Raw genomic sequence first — 15,960 nt, forward strand, 5'->3', positions numbered from 1 at the left:
GATTTAGATTACGGGATTTTTTAGCCTCCTATTTTGATGCTTTCCAGTCGACGAGGCTGTGGATGGGCTTTCCCTTTAGCTTCATCACGTAGGCTGTAGCCGAGAGCGCGGCTGCGACGCCCATAGCTGCGGAAATGACCGCTTGTTTGTAGGGGTATGCCACTATGTCGCCTGCGGCGAAGACGCCGGGTGTCTTGGTCTTCCCCTCCCAGTCGGCAATTATCTCTCCCCTCTCGTTTAAGTCGACTAGGTGGCGCACGAAATCGCTCTTGGTGACGTAGCCCACTTCGACGAAGACTGCGGCGACGGGGAGCTCCTGGACTTCGCCTGTCTTCTTGTTTCTTACGACCACGGCCCTCACCTTTGTGTCGCCCTTTATCTCCACTACCTCGCTGTTTGGGACAAAGACGGCCTTCCCTAGCCTCTTGGTCTGTTCTATGAACTCGTCGTCGTGTATAGGCTTGTCGGATGGGTAGATCCAGTAGAACTTGTTGGCCACTGAGGAGAGGATTGTCACAGGCTCTCTCGCCAAGTCGCCCCAGCTCACCAGTGCCACGTCTTGGCCTTTGAAGAACGGCGCGTCGCAGATTGTGCAGTATGAGACGCCCTTGTTTTTGAACTTGCTCTCCCCCGGCACTCCCAGCTCCTTTGGCGTTTTTCCAAAGGCTAAGATGACGGCGAGGGCCTTGTACTCGTCGCCGCCTTCTGTCTTTATGACGAAGACGTCTCCGCTTTTCTCCACCGTCTTCACTTCGTCGAATATTATCTCGGCGCCGAAGGCGCGGGCCTGTTGCTCCACGCGCTTTGCGAGCTCTGGGCCTGAGATCTTCGGAATTGCTGGATAGTTCTCTATAAGGGTAGTCATGTTCAACTGGCCCCCTAAGTCTTTGCTCACCACGAGGGTCTTTAACCTCTGCCGCGCGGCGTAAAGCGCCGCGGAGAGGCCGGCGATTCCGGCGCCTATTATCACTACGTCGTAGTCCACCTCCATGTGGGGGAGTCGATGGGTGTTTTTAAAGATGAATGAAAAAGGTTTTAAACACTGCCTATTGAGCTTTCTTCGATGTCTTCAAAGGAGGCGGAGGCGCAGAAGGGGAAGCAGGGGTGGATTACGCCAACTGTAATTCCGCCCGAGGAGTGGGGCAGCTTTAGGTACAGGGGCAAGACCTTAGAGGAGCTTTTAAACATGCCTATGGACGAGTTTATAAAGCTCCTGCCTGCGCGGCAACGGAGGAGCTTGAAGCGTGGCCTTAAGCCTGAGCACAGGAAGCTCCTTGAGAAAATCCGCAAGGCCAAAAGGCTGATGGCGCAGGGCAAGAAGGTGACAATAAAGACGCACTGCAGGGACATGATTATACTGCCCGAGATGGTGGGTCTCACGATACATGTGTACAACGGCATTACCTACATCCCGGTGTTCATATCGCCGTGGCACATCGGCCACTACCTAGGCGAATTTGCACTTACGACGAGGATTGTGCAACACGGCGAGCCGGGTCTAAAGGCCACTAGGTCATCTCTACACATCGCGGCGAAGTAGTATGACAGTCGTAAAGCTACAGTCTAGGCCAAAGGTTGGCGACGTTGTTACACTTCCAGACGGCAAAAAGGTGGAGGTGAAGAACATCGGCGTGCCCTACGTCTTGCCTCCGGCGGCTGTGTGCGACGACCCGCTCTGTCCCTGGCACGGCCACCTTAAGATAAGGCTGAAGCTCCTCGAGGTGACGGTGGAGAAGGTTAGGATGCACAAGGCAGCGGTAGTCACACACGAGTGGGTGCACTACCTGCCTAAGTACAACAGGTATGAGAGGCGGCGGAGGAGGATGAGGGTCAGGGTGCCCGAGTGCATAGAGGTTAAGCCCGGCGACAAGGTGATAATCGCCGAGACGCGCCCGCTGTCAAAAACCATCGCGTGGGTGGTAATAGGGAAGAAGGAAGACGTGGTTGAGTGGAAGGCGAAGCACGAGACTCTGCCAAGTGTCTAATGCGGTAGTCCTAGTAGATACGCGAGAACACGCGTCCCCAGTCCTCAGAGCGATTAAGGAGACCGGCTGTGGCGTAGTTAAGACAAAGCTGGAGGTGGGGGACTACGTCGCCGGCCACTACGTCTTTGAGCGAAAGAGCGCTTCCGACTTTGTAAACTCGATAATCGACGGGAGGCTCTTCGACCAGGCGGAGAGACTGAAGGCGTCGGGGCTGAAGCCGCTAGTTGTAATAGAGGGCGACCTCTGGGCGGAGCTGGAGTTTAGGAAGATATCTCCCAATGCCGTCTTAGGCGCACAGCTGGGTCTCTACGCCATGGGCGTGGGAGTGGTCTATGTGAGAGACGAGTCGCAGACGGGGGCTCTCGTTTGTCTGGCGGCCAAGAAGGGGCAGGGGGGCGTAAAAGTGCCAAGCGTGAAGAAGAGCGTCGACGTGAAGAGGCTTCAAATAGTCTTCCTTTCCTCGCTTCCCGGCGTAGGGCCAAGGCGAGCCGAGGAATTGCTGAGGCGGTACGGCTCGCCGTTGAACGCCCTGCTGAACTACAAGTCGTGGGACATCGACACCAAGAGACACGCCTTAATTAAGCGCGTGCTAGAGACGCCCTACGGCGACAACTCGTCGCTTGACAAATTCCTATAATCCCAACGCCACTCGAGGCCCAAGTCCAGTTTACCTAGTTGACACGGCGGGGGGCTTTCAAGCACTTTCCTAAAAGATTTGGCAAGCGGCGTAATTACTCTAGTGGTCCCAACCACGTCCACTAACGCGAAGAAGGGCTGGTACCCCATGCCCCACTCATAACCATGTAGAAAACTCCACCAAAACACGGCCACAGGCTTTACCCTCTGGAAGATGTTCGCCATGGCACATAAGTATTGAAGCCTGAGCTCCTCGTCCCTCGTCGCAATTCCAAACTCAGTGACGGCAAGCGGCGTAGGGGCCTTCACTCGGCCAAGCTCCTCAGGTTCCAGCACGTAGGTGAGAGCGAGATCCTTGAATTTTCCCACGACGTAGTAGTTTATCGCCGTGTAGTCCATTTCTCTAAACATGTCCATGTACTGCCGGTGCCCCTCCAGCGCGTACGTCACAGGTCTAAGGAGCGGAGACGCACGGATTTTCGTATATGAGAAAGTGAAAGTTGTGGGTATGCCGTACTGCTTTAACACGTCCCTAGCCTCGGCTATGGCCGCGTTTATGACAGCCTGAGCTCTTCTCCAGTGCTTGACCGCTAGGAAGCCGTAGGGGGGCAAGTCGCCCCTGATGTACGCCAAATAGGCGTATGTGTTAGGCTCGTTGAATATTAGGGCCACGTCGATGAGGTCCCCCAGCTCCCTAGCCACGAGATCCACGTAGCTGAGAAACCTCTTAGCCACCTCTCTCGACTCCCAGCCGCCCCACTTCCACACCCAGCGGGGATTAGTAAAATGGTGCAGAGTCACCCACAGCTTGAGCCCACGCGACTTGGCCGAGGAGAGATACGTCCTGAAGAGCTTTACGGTCTCTCCGTCGTACACGGCCTCCCGAGGCTCTAGGAGGCCCCACTCCACGCCGGTCCTAAAGGCGTCTAGCCCAATCCCCCGGGCTATGTCTAAGTCCTCCTCGTAGAAGAGGAAGTGTTGCGCCCCCCTTTCGTCGGGCAGATCGCAGCGGCAAAAGCCGAAGTGCTGATACGGCGAAACGGCGGCGCCTATTAACACTACCTCAGTATTAAGACGGAGGTGTTGGCCGCGATAGCGACGGCCACCGAGGTGCTGTTGTACAGAAGAGCAGAGGCACCGTAGTAGCCCCTCGAGAGGAGGATAACCATGTCGTAGTTGCTCTCCGACAGCTCTTTCACAATCTCTGAAGCGACGGTCTCCATCTCCCCCATCCTTCTGACTTTGAAGAAGTATCTCACGCCCCTCTTCGACATAAACTCGTCGACGGCCCTCTTTAGCTCTTCGGCGGAGGGGTCGTCCTCGCGGGGGGTCACGTATAGGAAGACCACCTCGGCGCCGTACCTCTCCGCGAAGTCTGACGCCACGCTGAGGACTTCCCTCAGCCTAGCGGCGCCCATGGGCGACACTGGCACTAGTATCCGCCTGAACTTGTAGGCAAGCTCGTAGTACGGCTCGTCAGGCATAGCGCTTCCCCTCAGTGAAGAGCTTAAGCGACTTGTCAGTCTTCTCTATGGACTGCCACTTGGGCAATACGCCTAGCGCGGCTCTTATGGCGTCTACATTCTCAGGCACTACTATTGACTCTTGGTGCACGCCGTACATTAGGTACAGCTCGTCCCCCCTCACAGTGACAGAGTCTCTGAAGACTGCCACCTCTGGGAAGTCGCCCCTCGGCCTCCCCAGATCTCTGGCGTATTCAATGAACTGCGCCAAGCTCTGGAAGCCCGACCCCACGTCGGCGAGGAATATACGCGGCGTTTTAGCAAAGGCCTCCAAGACCTCGTCCCGGCTCCTGGGACCGTCCAGCTCTATGTAAGCCATGTGCATGTGCATAATTGTCACAGGCACGGCCACGGCCATTGTGACTATGTCCACGTCCTTAAGCACAGTCTGCACGTCGGGCCCGTGGTGGCTCGGCACAGCGGTTGGGTTTGGAACAACGTCGTTGATGGGGCCCTTCTTGTGCTCCTTGGGGTCGGCTCCCCTCCTAGCTATGAAAATCCTAGCCTTCCTAATCCCAATCCCATTCAACAGAAGCGCGGAGAGGACGCGCGTAATGCCGGTGGTGTTGCAGCTCACAACGCGTATGTACCTCTTCCCCCTCGCCTCGTCGTAGTTGGCCAAGGCGTTGAAGCTGACCTCTGCCACATCTGCCTCCTCGCCGCCTTGGAATATGTACCTCTTATCCAGTTGCCGGTAGTACTTCTCCTTGTTCTCTCTGCCAACGTCCTCTGGAGAGGCGTCTACCACGACGTCTGAGGCCTTCACCAAGTCTTCCACAGTGCCCGCCACCTCGATGCCAGCCTTTTTGAACTTCTCCACTCTGTCGGCCGCGGTGTACACCGGGAACCCCCTGGCGGCGGCTATTTTAGCCTCGTAGTCCGGGGTCATCTTCACGACGCCCACGACCCTCATGTCGTCTTGCAACGCAACGGCGTCGGCTATCCTCTTCCCTATTGTGCCGTAGCCCACTACGCCGACCTTAATCATGGCCAAAACTTCTTCGCGGACATTAATAAGGCTTTTACCGCCGGCATCTCCTCGCCGCCGAGCGTCTGTATAAACGCGCGGCCGCCCGTGGAGACGTGGAAAGCCCTATCCAACACCCCAGCCATCTCGGCGGCCATTATGGTATGCCCACCGCCGAGGATAAGCCTCTTCTTCGCCGCGGCCCTCAACAGCTCCACGGTGCCTGTGGCAAAGACCTTGTTCTCTATATAGCCCATGGGCCCGCTGAAAATGACAATGTCGCCCTGCTCCACCACCTCCTTGAACAACAAGATTGTAGACCTCCCTATGTCCAGAGGCGCCTGAGACAGCGAGTACACGTCCACGTCAATTCTGCCTCCCCTCTCCACGGCGAAGTCCACCGGCACATGTATCTTGTTGCCGTACTTGGCCAAGAGCTGGCGCGCCCTCTCCACATGCGGCAGATACCCACCCCGCTCAACCTCCCGCCTAATCTCATCGTTCAGGAGGCCGTACTTCGCCACCGCGAACACAAACCCCACAAGGCCCCCCACAGCCACCTTTTCCACAAAGTTGTTCTTCAACAGTTGCTCCACGGCCTTCAAAGTGTCCGGTATCTTGGCGCCGCCAGCCAACAGCATCACCCCCTCGCCCCGCCTCTCAAACACGGCCCCAAGCGCCCTCAGTTCTCTCTCAAAGACGGGGCCTATACAAGACGGCAAAACCATAGGGAACCCCACCACGCTGGGCTGAGACCTGTGGGCAACGGCAAACCCGTCAAAGACGAAGTAGTGGCCGAGAGGCGCAAGCTTCTTCACCAGGTAGGTCTCCGCCTGGGCCTCAGGCACGCGCTCAATAACCTCCTCGGCCAGTAGCCTGACGTTCTCCAAGAGGAGGATTTCCCCATCCCTAAGCTCCCTTATCTGCCTCCTCGCCTCAGGGCCAGCCACGTCGTCTACAAACTTTATGGGCCTCTCCACGTACTTCTCCAGATAGGGCTTGTGCACCTCCAGAGACGTGAAGTCGTCTTGGCCCGGCCTCCCCTGGTGCGCCAAGACCACGGACTTGACCCCCGCCTCAGAGGCCAGCCTAAGCGTCTGCGCGTGGGCCCTTATCCTATAATCATCCAAGATTTTTCCATCTACAATGGGCGAATTTATATCTATTCTTATGATGACCACTTTCCCTCTTTCAAGACACTTTGACATATTTGGCAGTTTCTCTACAACTTCATTAAGTAACATGTAAGAAGGTATTATCGGGGTTAATAAGTGTTATTGACTACACTCAGTATATAGAGATATATAGTATATATATTCCACTTCCTCAACATTATTAAACAGGTGTGTAAATATGCCCATGCGCCTTGACAAATACAAAACGGCGCTAAAGCTCGTGTCCACCGAGCTGTCCAAGAGAGACATTGAACACGTGCTAATCGGCAGCGCGGTATTGCCTCTGGCATACGGCGTAGAGTACGACCCACGCGACGTCGACCTCTTCATATTAAACAAGTCAACCGTGCTAGACAACGAGATGTTCGAAGAAATAGCGAGAGAAAACGACTGGGACCTCGGCACCTCGGACCACGGCACTATATACTACGAGCTCATAGTCGGCGGAGAGTCCGTCAGAGTAGACCTCCTCGAAAACATCCTAGACATATACATACCCCCCGAGTTCTTCTCTGAGACAAGGAAAGTGGCCATAAACGGCGTCGAGGTGGCGTCCATCGGCCTTGAGGAGCTCCTGGTGCTCAAGGCGAAGATAGCCACAAAGGAGGCCGAGGAGTTCATAAACGAAGTAGCCCGCATAGTCCTCGACAAGGGCATTGGGCTAAACTACCAAAGAATAAGGGCTCTCGCGGAGCTTTTCCCAGAGGACGCCGAGGGCATCCTAAAGAGATTGAGGCGAAACGGCATCTACGTGGAATAAATTTAAATGGAGTGTAGAGAGGGCCTATGCGCGTTTTGTACATACATGCGGAGCGTTTTAGCTGGGAGTCGAGAGAGCCCGCGTTAGATATAAGAGACGAGCCGGGCTCCGGCGCCGCCGCCAACGCGCTGGTGGTGTTTGTCTCAGTGGAGCGCGGCGACTCAAGCGACGAGGAGTTTTTGCGCAGAGTGGCCCGCGATGTGGTGGAAACGGCGGAGAAGGTCAAGGCGACGGCCGTGGTGATATACCCATACGCCCACCTTTCAAACGACTTGGCCAGGCCGTATGTGGCGAAGGAGGTGGTGAACAAGCTGTACGAGGTCGTGAAGTCGGAGTTCAAGGGAGAGGTGTACAAGGCGCCCTTCGGCTACTATAAGGCCTTTGAGGTAAAGTGCCTCGGCCACCCCCTGGCAGAGCTCAGCAGGAGCTTTAAGCCTGAGGAGGCGCGGGTCGCCAAGGCGGTTGAAGAGAGGAGGGACGTATACCTCGTGTTAACCCCCGACGGGCGTGAGCACGACCCAGCGGCGTATAGCCCCGCCGACCCGGACCTCAAGGCGTTGATTGACAAGGAGGTGTTTAAGAGAGAGCTGGGCGGCGGGGAGCCGCGGTACTTGGACTACTTGCGCAAGTTTGGGTTCGAGTGGGAGCCCATGTCAGATGTGGGGCACATGCGCTATGGCCCAGAGGCCACCGTCATGATGGAGCTCGTGGAGGACTACGCATACCAAGTGGCTAAGTCGCTGGGGATCCCCGTGTTTAAGATACGCGGTACTAACATGTTCAAACTGTCGGAGAAGGCCATAGAGACGCACGCGCGGCTCTTCGGAGAGAGGTTGTACATAGTTGAGTCAGACACAGACTTGATCCTCAGATATGCCGCATGCTTTCAGCAGTTCGCCATGGCGAAGGACTGGGTGATAAGCTACCGAAATCTCCCCTTCGGCATGTTGGAAATAGCAGACTCGTACAGGCACGAGCAGCCGGGGGAGACGGTGGTGCTCTTCCGCCTAAGGAGATTCTACATGCCTGACTTGCACATTTTTACAAAAGACTTGGCAGAGGCCGTGGAGGTGAGCTACAAGGTGCACGAGGCGATATTCAGAGAAATTGGAAAACTAGGCAGAACCTACGTCTCGCTTTACAACGTGACGGAGGAGTTCTACAAGTCCCATCGCGACTACTTAGTGGAGTTGGCGAGGCGTGAGGGCAAGCCTATCCTAGTGAGAATTCTGCCTACGCAGAAGTACTACTGGGTCCTCAACGTGGAGTACCACATAGTAGACGAGCTGGGGAGGCCGAGGGAAATTGCCACGTTCCAAATTGACGTGGGAAACGCCCAGCGCTTCGGCATCAAATACGTCGACGAAAACAACCAGGTAAAATACCCAGTGATAATACACACGGCCATAATCGGCAGCGTGGAAAGGTACCTATACGCCGTCTTTGACACAATAGCAAAGGCGGAGAGAGAGGGGAAGACGCCCCGCCTCCCCACCTGGCTGGCCCCAGTCCAGGTGAGGATAATCCCCGTCGCCAGAGACAACTTAAAATTCGCAATGGAGGTGGCAGACAAGTTGGAGGAGGCGGGCATCCGCGTCGACGTAGACGACAGAGACGAGACGTTGTCAAAGCGGATTAGAGACGCGGAGACCAGTTGGGTTCCCTACGTATGCGTAGTGGGGTCTAAGGAGGAGGAGACGGGCACTCTCTCAGTGCGCATCCGCGGCGAGGGGCAGGCAAAGATGACGGCTGAGGAGCTCATAAAGAGAGTTAGAGAGGAGACCAGGGGCTACCCCACGAGGCCCTTATACCTGCCGCGGTTGCTCAGCCAGAGGCCCACCCGCGGCTGACAGCGCCAAGGCGGGTGGCTACGCTAGAGGCGCAGGGGCGGCCGCCTCACGCGATATATCATTGTGTCCGAAAAGTTTATATAGGGGTCGCTATGGCGCACGCGAAATGCAGGCGACAGCCCAGGTACAAACCCCGGTGGTTGGAAGACACGTCTACGGGGAGCTGTACGGCGTTGACGAAAGTCTCCTAAAAGACGAGGAGCGACTTAGGCGCATTGTAATAGAGGCGGCACACATCGCAAACATGCACCTAGTAGAGGTCAACTCGTGGAAGTTCAAGGGCGGCGACAAGGAGGGCGTGTCCGTAATAGCGCTAGTGCTCGAGAGCCACATAGCAATTCACACGTGGCCCGTCTACAACTTCGCCACCGTGGACGTGTATACATGCGGCGAGCACTCTGACCCAATGGCCGCCTTCCGGTACATAGTCTCCCAGCTAAACCCAAAGCGCTTCACAGTCAACTACTCCGACAGGTCTTACAAATAGCCTCTTCCTTTTTTCCCTCGTGTCTAATGTCCTCATACTCCTACTTTGGCTAAACGAAGGCGCCATCGCCGATGATATAAAAAAGAGGGCGGCCTACGTGGGCACGGCTTATACGGCGGACGCCGTGAACTATGTAGTAAAGGCACTCTACGAGCGCCTCAACTATGTAGACACAGTGGTGGTGTACGGCCCCGACTTCACGGGCGCGGGGGAGCTGATAGTCCAGACTCTACGCGGCGCCTGCACCGAGGCGGTTAGAGTGCCCTGCCACTACGTCGAGGGCTTGAACGTGGCGGTGGTAGACCTCCGCTGGAGAAGCGAACAAGACCTCAGACACGCAGTCGAAGAGGCCTATAGGCCGAGGGAGGCGCCAGCTAGGCCCAACGCGGCCATCGAAATACAGCGGCCAGAGAAGAGGATGCCCTACCTCGGGCTACACGTCCTCTACGACACAGACCTAGAAGCCCTCAGAGTCAAGGCTATCCACTACATATTAACATACGGCGTAGAGAGCCGCGACGCCTTGTACAATGTGCTGGCGCTCCACAGCGGCCACGGTGGCGTATACTCGGCGGCCCCCTGCGACATAGTCGAAGAGTGGCCCTGCGGCCTCGGAAAACACGACGTGCTAATAGCCACGCCTGCGTTTATACAAAAGCGGCACATAGGCCAAGCCCTAGCCGCCGCCCGCCTCGACGTATACAAACGAGACGTGTACGACCCACACGGCAACTTCGTCCTCTCCCCCGACGCGCTCCGCCACTACGACGCTCGGGGCGTCTTGCTCAGAGAAGTGGAAATATCCGACGAAGCGGTGAAACGCGAGGCAACAATGCTCCACCCAGACCACGCCTTCTACCTAGGCCAGGAATACGCCGCATACAAGCTCTTGAAGGACAAGTACGTCCAGGACAAATGGAAATATTAACGGGTCCACCCCCGATGGGGCGCCTCCCGACTAGGGGTGAACTCAGCAGGCATAAGGCAAGCCGAGACTGATAGCAAACGTGGCGTTAGGGAAATAACCTTTAAACCCAGACGTCGAGGAGATATATGCAACAGAAGATTAGGTCGCCTTTCGTGGTTGTGATGGGGCACGTGGATGTGGGGAAGACCCTCTTGTTGGACAAGATTAGGGGCACCTCTGTGGCGTATAGGGAGCCGGGCATGATCACGCAACATATTGGCATGAGCCTTGTCCCGTGGCCGGCTGTGGAGAAGTTCGCGGGCCCCCTCGTGGATAGGCTGAAGCTGAGGGGGAGGATCTGGATACCCGGCTTCCTCTTCATTGACACGCCGGGCCACGCCGCCTTTTCGAACTTGCGCAAGAGGGGCGGGTCAGTGGCCGACTTGGCCATACTTGTGGTAGACATTACGTCGGGTTTGGAGGACCAGGGTGTGGAGTCGCTTAAGCTTATCCAGAGCAGGGGGGTCCCCTTCGTAATTGCTGCAAATAAGCTGGACCGGATCTATGGCTGGAAGTCTGTGGAAAACCGCCCGTTTCTCTTCGCGGTTGAGGAGCAGGAGTGGCACGCGGTGGCTACGCTGGAGGAGCAGATAGGCAAGTTGATAACGCAACTCGCAAACCTCGGCATAGACGCCGACCGGTATGACAGAGTGAGAGACTTCTCGAAGCAGGTGCCGATTGTCCCCACGAGCGCGGTCACCGGCGAGGGGGTGGCCGACCTGCTCCTGGTGCTTGCTGGGGTTAGCCAGCGGTTTATACCGCGGGAGAAGCTCCAAGTCAGAGACGGCCCCGCGCGCGGCGTCGTGATGGAGGTGAAGGAGGAGAGGGGCCTCGGGGTCGTGGCCGACGTCATTTTGTACGACGGCAAGCTGAGGAAGGGCGACGTGATAGTCACGGCGGGGCTAGACGGGTCTCGGCAGGCCAAGGTGAGGATGCTCATAATGCCGAAGTCGCTGGAGGAGATGCGGGACCCCGAGGACAAGTTCATGGCTGTGCAAGAGGTGGAGGCGGCGGCGGGCGTGAGGGTAGTGGCGGAGGGGCTTGAGGGCGTGGTGGCGGGCGCCCCGCTTCTAGCCGTGTGGGACCCAAAGGACCTCCCCGAGGCGCTTAAGAGCGTGGGGGAGGAGATAGCGGAGATCAAAATAGAGTCGGACAAGGAGGGCGTAATCGTTAGAGCAGACACCTTCGGCACTCTGGAGAGCATAATACTCTTCTTAAGACAGCAGGGAGTCCCCGTCAGAAAGGCGGACGTGGGGCCGCCTACGCACAAGGACGTGGTGGAGGCGGTGCTGAGCAGGAGGAAGAACCCCGCCTACGGAGCAATCCTGGCCTTCAACGTGAAAGTGCCCCCGGAGGTGGAGACCGAGGCCCAGTCCTCTGGAGTGAAGATAATACGCGGGGAAATCCTCTACCGCATATTCGACGAGTACGTCAAGTGGTCTACCGAGGTGAAGACGAAGACCGTTGAGCAAGTGCTCTCCCAGCTCACCCGCCCCGCGAAAATCCAAATACTCCCCGGCTACGTGTTTAGGAGGAGCGACCCGGCCATAGTGGGCGTGAAAGTGTTGGCCGGAACGCTCAAGCCCGGCGTCACCTTGGCCAAAGACGGCAGAGAAGTGGGCAAGGTAATGCAGATACAGCGCCAGGGCAAACCCGTCGCAGAGGCTGTGGCAGGCGACGAGGTGGCCATATCTATACAGGGAGACGTCATAGTGGGCCGTCAGATAAAGGAGGGAGACGTGCTCTACGTCTATATCCCAGACGAGCAGGCCAGACAGTGGCTATTCCGCTACAAGCAGTACCTCAGAAAAGACGAGGTAGAGGCCTTAGAGGAGTACCTGAAGACAAGAAAGAAGTCAGCATAAATACTCTTTAACAAATCTGCCGAGCTGTTGGTCGCAGTTGGCGACGAGATATACAACACCCTCCCTCGATTGTTTTCTCGACAGTGCCGCCGCAATCTTGGGAACCATGGGGTCAACCCTCCTATGCCCGTGGGCAACTGCCACTATAAGCCCAAAGCCCTGGTAGTCAACAAGAGAGCCCCTCCTAATTGTTTCCACAGTGGCCACCAGCTGGTCTATGTCGCGTTTTCTTACGTCCTCAGCCTCTTCTACGACCATTAAAGCTCGCCATCCAACGAGTAAATAATCGGCGCGCTGCTGACCGCCCATTACCAGCAACTCGTCTAAGTCGATTCTTTCGGGCCTGCACGTGTCGCTCATTCAGCTAGAGAGTATCCTCGCCCTCTCCTCGGCGAGCTCCACGGCGACGCTTGCGAACTCATCCTCTGAGAATCCCTCCGGCCCAACATCGAGCTTTTCCACAACCGCTCTGTCCCCCTCCGCCTTGACGAGGTACGCGGCCACCGACTCGGGGCGCAACACCTCATCCTCGGCGAATCCCAAGGCCCTCGCCCTCTCGGGGGACCGCGAAAGCGCTATGAGGTCGTTCAGCCTATAGAGCATGTAGTCGCTGTGCGTCGTCAAAACCACGTGCTTACCCCTATTAACTGCCTTCGCGATAAGCCGTGCCAATGCCCCCTGGGCCCGCGGGTGTAAATGAGCCTCAGGCTCCTCTATTATTACCACGTGTGGCGGCCCTCTTGAAGAAAGCGCAATGGCTACCGTTAAAACCTCCCTTATTCCAGACGGCGCCTGTGGAAGCCTCAGCCGCTTGCCGCTCCAAGTCTTGATGTGTATAGTGTACACTCCCTCCTCGATTACAGGCTCAACAGAACATCCCATTTCTAAAAGCAGAGGCTTAACAGCGGCTAAGTCAATACTTTCCTTAGCTACCCATTCAGCTAATGCATAATATAGTTCAACGTATTGCTTATCAGGGTATGTTATAGCTATCGGGATATACGGCCTTAGAAGGGTCCGGGATATTCCAGCGCGACTATCAGGCAAAAGCGCAGAAAAGAGCTCAAGAAAGGGAAAAAGTCCGACGGGAAGGGGTAAGGGGATAAGGTGTTTGAACGGTCCACCGAGAGTTAACATTATATAAACGCTTACAAACGTGTATAGTAATTCTATAATACTAAATCTGCTTGTTCTTGTTAGTGGAACACTTATTGTAAAGCGACTTTTATCATAACTAATCGTTACTTCTCTTTGCGAAGTTTTGATCTCGCTTATAAATTCATCAATAGATGGTCCTTTTATAGAAACATCTACATTTTTTCCATTGATAGTAGTTTCTATCGAAGTCCTCTCCCCCTTAAGCGTTATTGTTGCGTGGTTTGCTCCCTCTCTAACTAATTCGTCTAGATCGAATGTGAAGACTTTCTTAAGTGCCTCCTCTACGCTTGGTGCAAGAGCTTTGGGCAATACATAGATTGCTATGTTCATAAGTTCCATAAGCTCTTCTTTAAAGTCGTCACCACGCTTAGCTTTCTCAATTACAGCTTCCAGCGCCTTGTTGCCCCCAGCATCAACGATAGCTTTTTCAAGTCTTGTTGGACGTGGGATAGCCAGGGTCAGCGCCCATATGAGATATGCCAACATGGACTTCCCCACGCTGTTTCTACCAATGAAGACAGTCAAGGGCTTGAGCTCTACCTCAGCCTCCCCGAAGGGTCCAAAGTCTTTTACAACAAGCCTTACCACAATGCATTGTTTGCCAGAACGTAAAATAATTTACTAAACGGCGACACCGGGGACGAGCAAGCTTCGATGGAGAATAGGAGGGGTATGCGGGGGGTGGGATTTGAACCCACGTAGGCCTACGCCACAGGGTCTTGAGCCCTGCCCCTTTGGCCTGGCTCGGGCACCCCCGCCGATAGTGAATACACACGGGGTTTTAAGCTTTCTCGCCGTAGTGAGGCGCTGTTAGTTGGCGTCAGCCTGCGCATATAGACGTCTATGTTGTTGTAGCCTCTTTATGTGCTTCAGGCCGTTTCTGAGAATTATTGTGCCGTAACTTCATCTGGATAGGGCCATGGACGATGCGGAGATTATTAGGGCTATTGAGAATGCCATATGAGGTTGACGGCCGCTATGAGCTCGCCGAGGCGGCGAGGCGCGCAGTGAGGCAGATACCGTGGATGCGTTGGCCGCGGCTTGGGGGCCCAAGTCTCTCGACAAGGTGAGGGAGAAGCTTGAGAGCTGGGTTTTCTATCTCGCTGTGGTTGAGTCGATGCGCCATTTAGGGAGAGGGCGGCTGGGCGAGAGGTTGCAAAAGTTTTAACTTCACAATCCCTCTTTTCTGTGCTTAGGCTTCCGCCTAGGGTTAAGGTGTTGGAGGCGCTGGGGGCGTTAGCGGATGGGAGAGTTAAGAGGGTGGGGGAGGGGGTGTGTGAGGTGGTGTCGTCGGAGGGGGATAGGGTGTACCACGTGGCTGTGAGGGGGGTGTATGTGAGTAGTGATGACAATGGGACTGTGTATAGGGGGTATGTGGGGTATCCCATTATCGCCTGTCTCATGGCTGAGGGCAGACTGCCGATGGATTGGGAGCTGGCGGAGCGGCTCAGGGGCGTGCCGTGGAGGAAGTTGAACGAGTTGTACAAGAGGTATGACGAGGTGGTTAAACACGTCTACGCAGAGCGGCGTATTGACAGATCTAGGGCCGAGCGTTACATATCTACGGTGTTGGAGCAGTTGGCCAAGATGGGCCTACGCCGTGAGGGTCCTTGAGATATTCGCCTCGTTGCAGGGGGAGGGCGTCAACTTGGGCAAGCCGGCAGTCTTCGTGAGGCTGGCCGGATGTCCCATTAGGTGCGTGTACTGCGACACGGAGTACTCTTGGGACTTCAACGGGGGCGTCGAGATGTCGCCGGGGGAGGCCGTGCGGCGCGCCGAGGAGCTGGGGGTGAGGGGCCACGTGGTGGTGACTGGGGGCGAGCCGCTTGTGTGGATGCGGAGGGGCCTCGAGGAGCTTGTCTGTGGGCTGAGGCGGCTTGGGGCGGTGGAGGTTGAGACCAGCGGAGTATACGCGCCTACGCCCGAGCTAGACGCATGTGCGGACTTCTACGACGTGTCTCCCAAGTTGTCTAACGCCGGGGTGAAGGCCCCCCTGAGCCCCTTCTACCCCAAGAGCCCCAAGGTGTGGTTTAAATTCGTAGTGGCGGACGTGGCCGACGTGGAGGAGGCCCTGGCCTACGTAAGGGAGAGGGGGATCCCCCTAGACAGAGTTATGCTAATGCCCATGTCGAAGACGCCGGAGGAGCACGCCGAGGTCCTCAGGAGGATCTGGGACGCGGCAGTGAGGGCAGGCCTTAGGGTAACCCCGAGGCTCCACATAGTGGCGTGGGGAAACGCGAGGGGCAAGTGAGGCGGCTTACGAAGCCTACTCCCCGCGGGGCCCCGCCCTTAGGCCGAATTGGTTCGCTGTTTTCTACGGCGAATTTCCGCCGAGTCGGCGGCGCCTTTAACTAAACGGCGCGCCGTGGTTAAAAGCGGGGATTCAAAGGCTGTACATAAATGTATTTAGATTGTTCAAATAGGCGCCGTTGTGCCTGCCCAGTGGTGGCAGTTGGGTCTGGAGAATGCGCGTGTTTCGGTAAACTCCACATCACTCCCACGCTGTCTACATCGTTTTTAAACTGTCGTCTGTCACGCGGTGATATGCACCCACGCTCTAACTTGGGGGAATTGGCCAAATTTTACG

General features: G+C 56.2%; 18 protein-coding genes and 1 tRNA gene. 11 read left to right on the plus strand and 8 right to left on the minus strand.

Features of this window, described 5'->3' with window-relative positions:
- Positions 1–28: 28 nt before the first annotated feature.
- Positions 29–991 carry an NAD(P)/FAD-dependent oxidoreductase gene (locus PCAL_RS03350; RefSeq protein WP_011849310.1) on the minus strand — a complete coding sequence of 321 codons (963 nt, stop codon included), beginning with the start codon at positions 989–991 and terminating at the stop codon, positions 29–31.
- 72 nt (positions 992–1,063) lie between these two features.
- Here PCAL_RS03350 and PCAL_RS03355 point away from each other — a divergent pair, with 72 nt between their 5' ends.
- Genes PCAL_RS03355 through PCAL_RS03365 form a run of 3 tightly spaced genes read left to right on the plus strand, consistent with a single transcriptional unit; the run spans position 1,064 to position 2,622 of the window.
- Positions 1,064–1,540: a 30S ribosomal protein S19 gene (locus PCAL_RS03355; RefSeq protein ID WP_011849311.1), complete on the plus strand. Its 477-nt coding sequence runs from the start codon at positions 1,064–1,066 to the stop codon at positions 1,538–1,540.
- Position 1,541: 1 nt separating this feature from the next.
- Complete coding sequence (locus PCAL_RS03360; protein WP_011849312.1) at positions 1,542–1,985, plus strand: 30S ribosomal protein S17; 444 nt, start codon at positions 1,542–1,544, stop codon at positions 1,983–1,985.
- Entirely contained in the window at positions 1,978–2,622 is a 645-nt protein-coding gene (locus tag PCAL_RS03365) for an ERCC4 domain-containing protein (RefSeq protein WP_011849313.1), read from the plus strand. The genes PCAL_RS03360 and PCAL_RS03365 overlap by 8 nt, the downstream gene beginning before the upstream one ends.
- On the opposite strand, the gene PCAL_RS03370 is transcribed toward PCAL_RS03365, so the two are convergent.
- From PCAL_RS03370 to PCAL_RS03385, 4 genes are read right to left on the minus strand one after another with little or no spacing between them, the layout of a single operon-like run.
- The gene (locus tag PCAL_RS03370; protein ID WP_011849314.1) at positions 2,586–3,680 is read right to left on the minus strand and encodes a family 1 glycosylhydrolase; all 1,095 of its coding nucleotides are present in this window, start codon (positions 3,678–3,680) and stop codon (positions 2,586–2,588) included. The genes PCAL_RS03365 and PCAL_RS03370 overlap by 37 nt on opposite strands.
- Positions 3,680–4,105, minus strand: coding sequence for a universal stress protein (locus tag PCAL_RS03375; protein WP_011849315.1), 426 nt, complete (start codon positions 4,103–4,105; stop codon positions 3,680–3,682). Before PCAL_RS03375 ends, PCAL_RS03370 begins: the two co-directional genes overlap by 1 nt.
- Complete coding sequence (locus PCAL_RS03380; protein WP_011849316.1) at positions 4,098–5,132, minus strand: type II glyceraldehyde-3-phosphate dehydrogenase; 1,035 nt, start codon at positions 5,130–5,132, stop codon at positions 4,098–4,100. The genes PCAL_RS03375 and PCAL_RS03380 overlap by 8 nt, the downstream gene beginning before the upstream one ends.
- Entirely contained in the window at positions 5,129–6,355 is a 1,227-nt protein-coding gene (locus PCAL_RS03385) for a phosphoglycerate kinase (RefSeq protein ID WP_011849317.1), read from the minus strand. Before PCAL_RS03385 ends, PCAL_RS03380 begins: the two co-directional genes overlap by 4 nt.
- Positions 6,356–6,470: 115 nt before the next feature.
- Between PCAL_RS03385 and PCAL_RS03390 the strand changes: the two genes are divergently transcribed.
- From PCAL_RS03390 to infB, 5 genes are all read left to right on the plus strand, one after another.
- A complete protein-coding gene (locus PCAL_RS03390; RefSeq protein WP_193322863.1) occupies positions 6,471–7,046 on the plus strand; it encodes a nucleotidyltransferase in 576 nt (191 codons plus the stop codon).
- Positions 7,047–7,072: 26 nt separating this feature from the next.
- Positions 7,073–8,896 (plus strand): threonine--tRNA ligase, encoded by a 1,824-nt coding sequence (locus PCAL_RS03395; protein ID WP_011849319.1) that lies wholly within the window; start codon positions 7,073–7,075, stop codon positions 8,894–8,896.
- Between the two features lie 106 nt (positions 8,897–9,002).
- Positions 9,003–9,383, plus strand: a complete 381-nt coding sequence (gene speD, locus PCAL_RS03400; RefSeq protein WP_011849320.1) for an adenosylmethionine decarboxylase — start codon at positions 9,003–9,005, stop codon at positions 9,381–9,383.
- A 19-nt stretch (positions 9,384–9,402) separates the two neighbouring features.
- Positions 9,403–10,311, plus strand: coding sequence for a hypothetical protein (locus PCAL_RS03405; RefSeq protein ID WP_011849321.1), 909 nt, complete (start codon positions 9,403–9,405; stop codon positions 10,309–10,311).
- Between the two features lie 125 nt (positions 10,312–10,436).
- Positions 10,437–12,215 (plus strand): translation initiation factor IF-2, encoded by a 1,779-nt coding sequence (infB, locus tag PCAL_RS03410; protein ID WP_011849322.1) that lies wholly within the window; start codon positions 10,437–10,439, stop codon positions 12,213–12,215.
- On the opposite strand, the gene PCAL_RS03415 is transcribed toward infB, so the two are convergent.
- From PCAL_RS03415 to PCAL_RS03425, 3 genes are all read right to left on the minus strand, one after another.
- On the minus strand, positions 12,207–12,473 hold the full coding sequence (locus PCAL_RS03415; protein WP_193322864.1) for a hypothetical protein: 267 nt from the start codon (positions 12,471–12,473) through the stop codon (positions 12,207–12,209). The genes infB and PCAL_RS03415 overlap by 9 nt on opposite strands.
- A 102-nt stretch (positions 12,474–12,575) precedes the next feature.
- Positions 12,576–13,961 carry an AAA family ATPase gene (locus tag PCAL_RS03420; protein WP_011849324.1) on the minus strand — a complete coding sequence of 462 codons (1,386 nt, stop codon included), beginning with the start codon at positions 13,959–13,961 and terminating at the stop codon, positions 12,576–12,578.
- Positions 13,962–14,046: 85 nt separating this feature from the next.
- Positions 14,047–14,131, minus strand: a tRNA-Leu gene (locus tag PCAL_RS03425).
- Positions 14,132–14,394: 263 nt separating this feature from the next.
- On the opposite strand from PCAL_RS03425, the gene PCAL_RS03430 reads away from it, so the two are divergent.
- The 3 genes from PCAL_RS03430 to PCAL_RS03440 are packed head-to-tail and all read left to right on the plus strand — an operon-like array spanning position 14,395 to position 15,624.
- Positions 14,395–14,541 carry a hypothetical protein gene (locus PCAL_RS03430; RefSeq protein WP_193322865.1) on the plus strand — a complete coding sequence of 49 codons (147 nt, stop codon included), beginning with the start codon at positions 14,395–14,397 and terminating at the stop codon, positions 14,539–14,541.
- A 20-nt stretch (positions 14,542–14,561) separates the two neighbouring features.
- Entirely contained in the window at positions 14,562–14,987 is a 426-nt protein-coding gene (locus PCAL_RS03435; RefSeq protein WP_011849325.1) for a hypothetical protein, read from the plus strand.
- Positions 14,974–15,624 (plus strand): 7-carboxy-7-deazaguanine synthase QueE, encoded by a 651-nt coding sequence (locus PCAL_RS03440; protein ID WP_011849326.1) that lies wholly within the window; start codon positions 14,974–14,976, stop codon positions 15,622–15,624. Before PCAL_RS03435 ends, PCAL_RS03440 begins: the two co-directional genes overlap by 14 nt.
- Positions 15,625–15,960 lie beyond the last annotated feature (336 nt).

The sequence above is a fragment of the Pyrobaculum calidifontis JCM 11548 genome, assembly GCF_000015805.1.
GTDB lineage: Archaea > Thermoproteota > Thermoprotei > Thermoproteales > Thermoproteaceae > Pyrobaculum > Pyrobaculum calidifontis.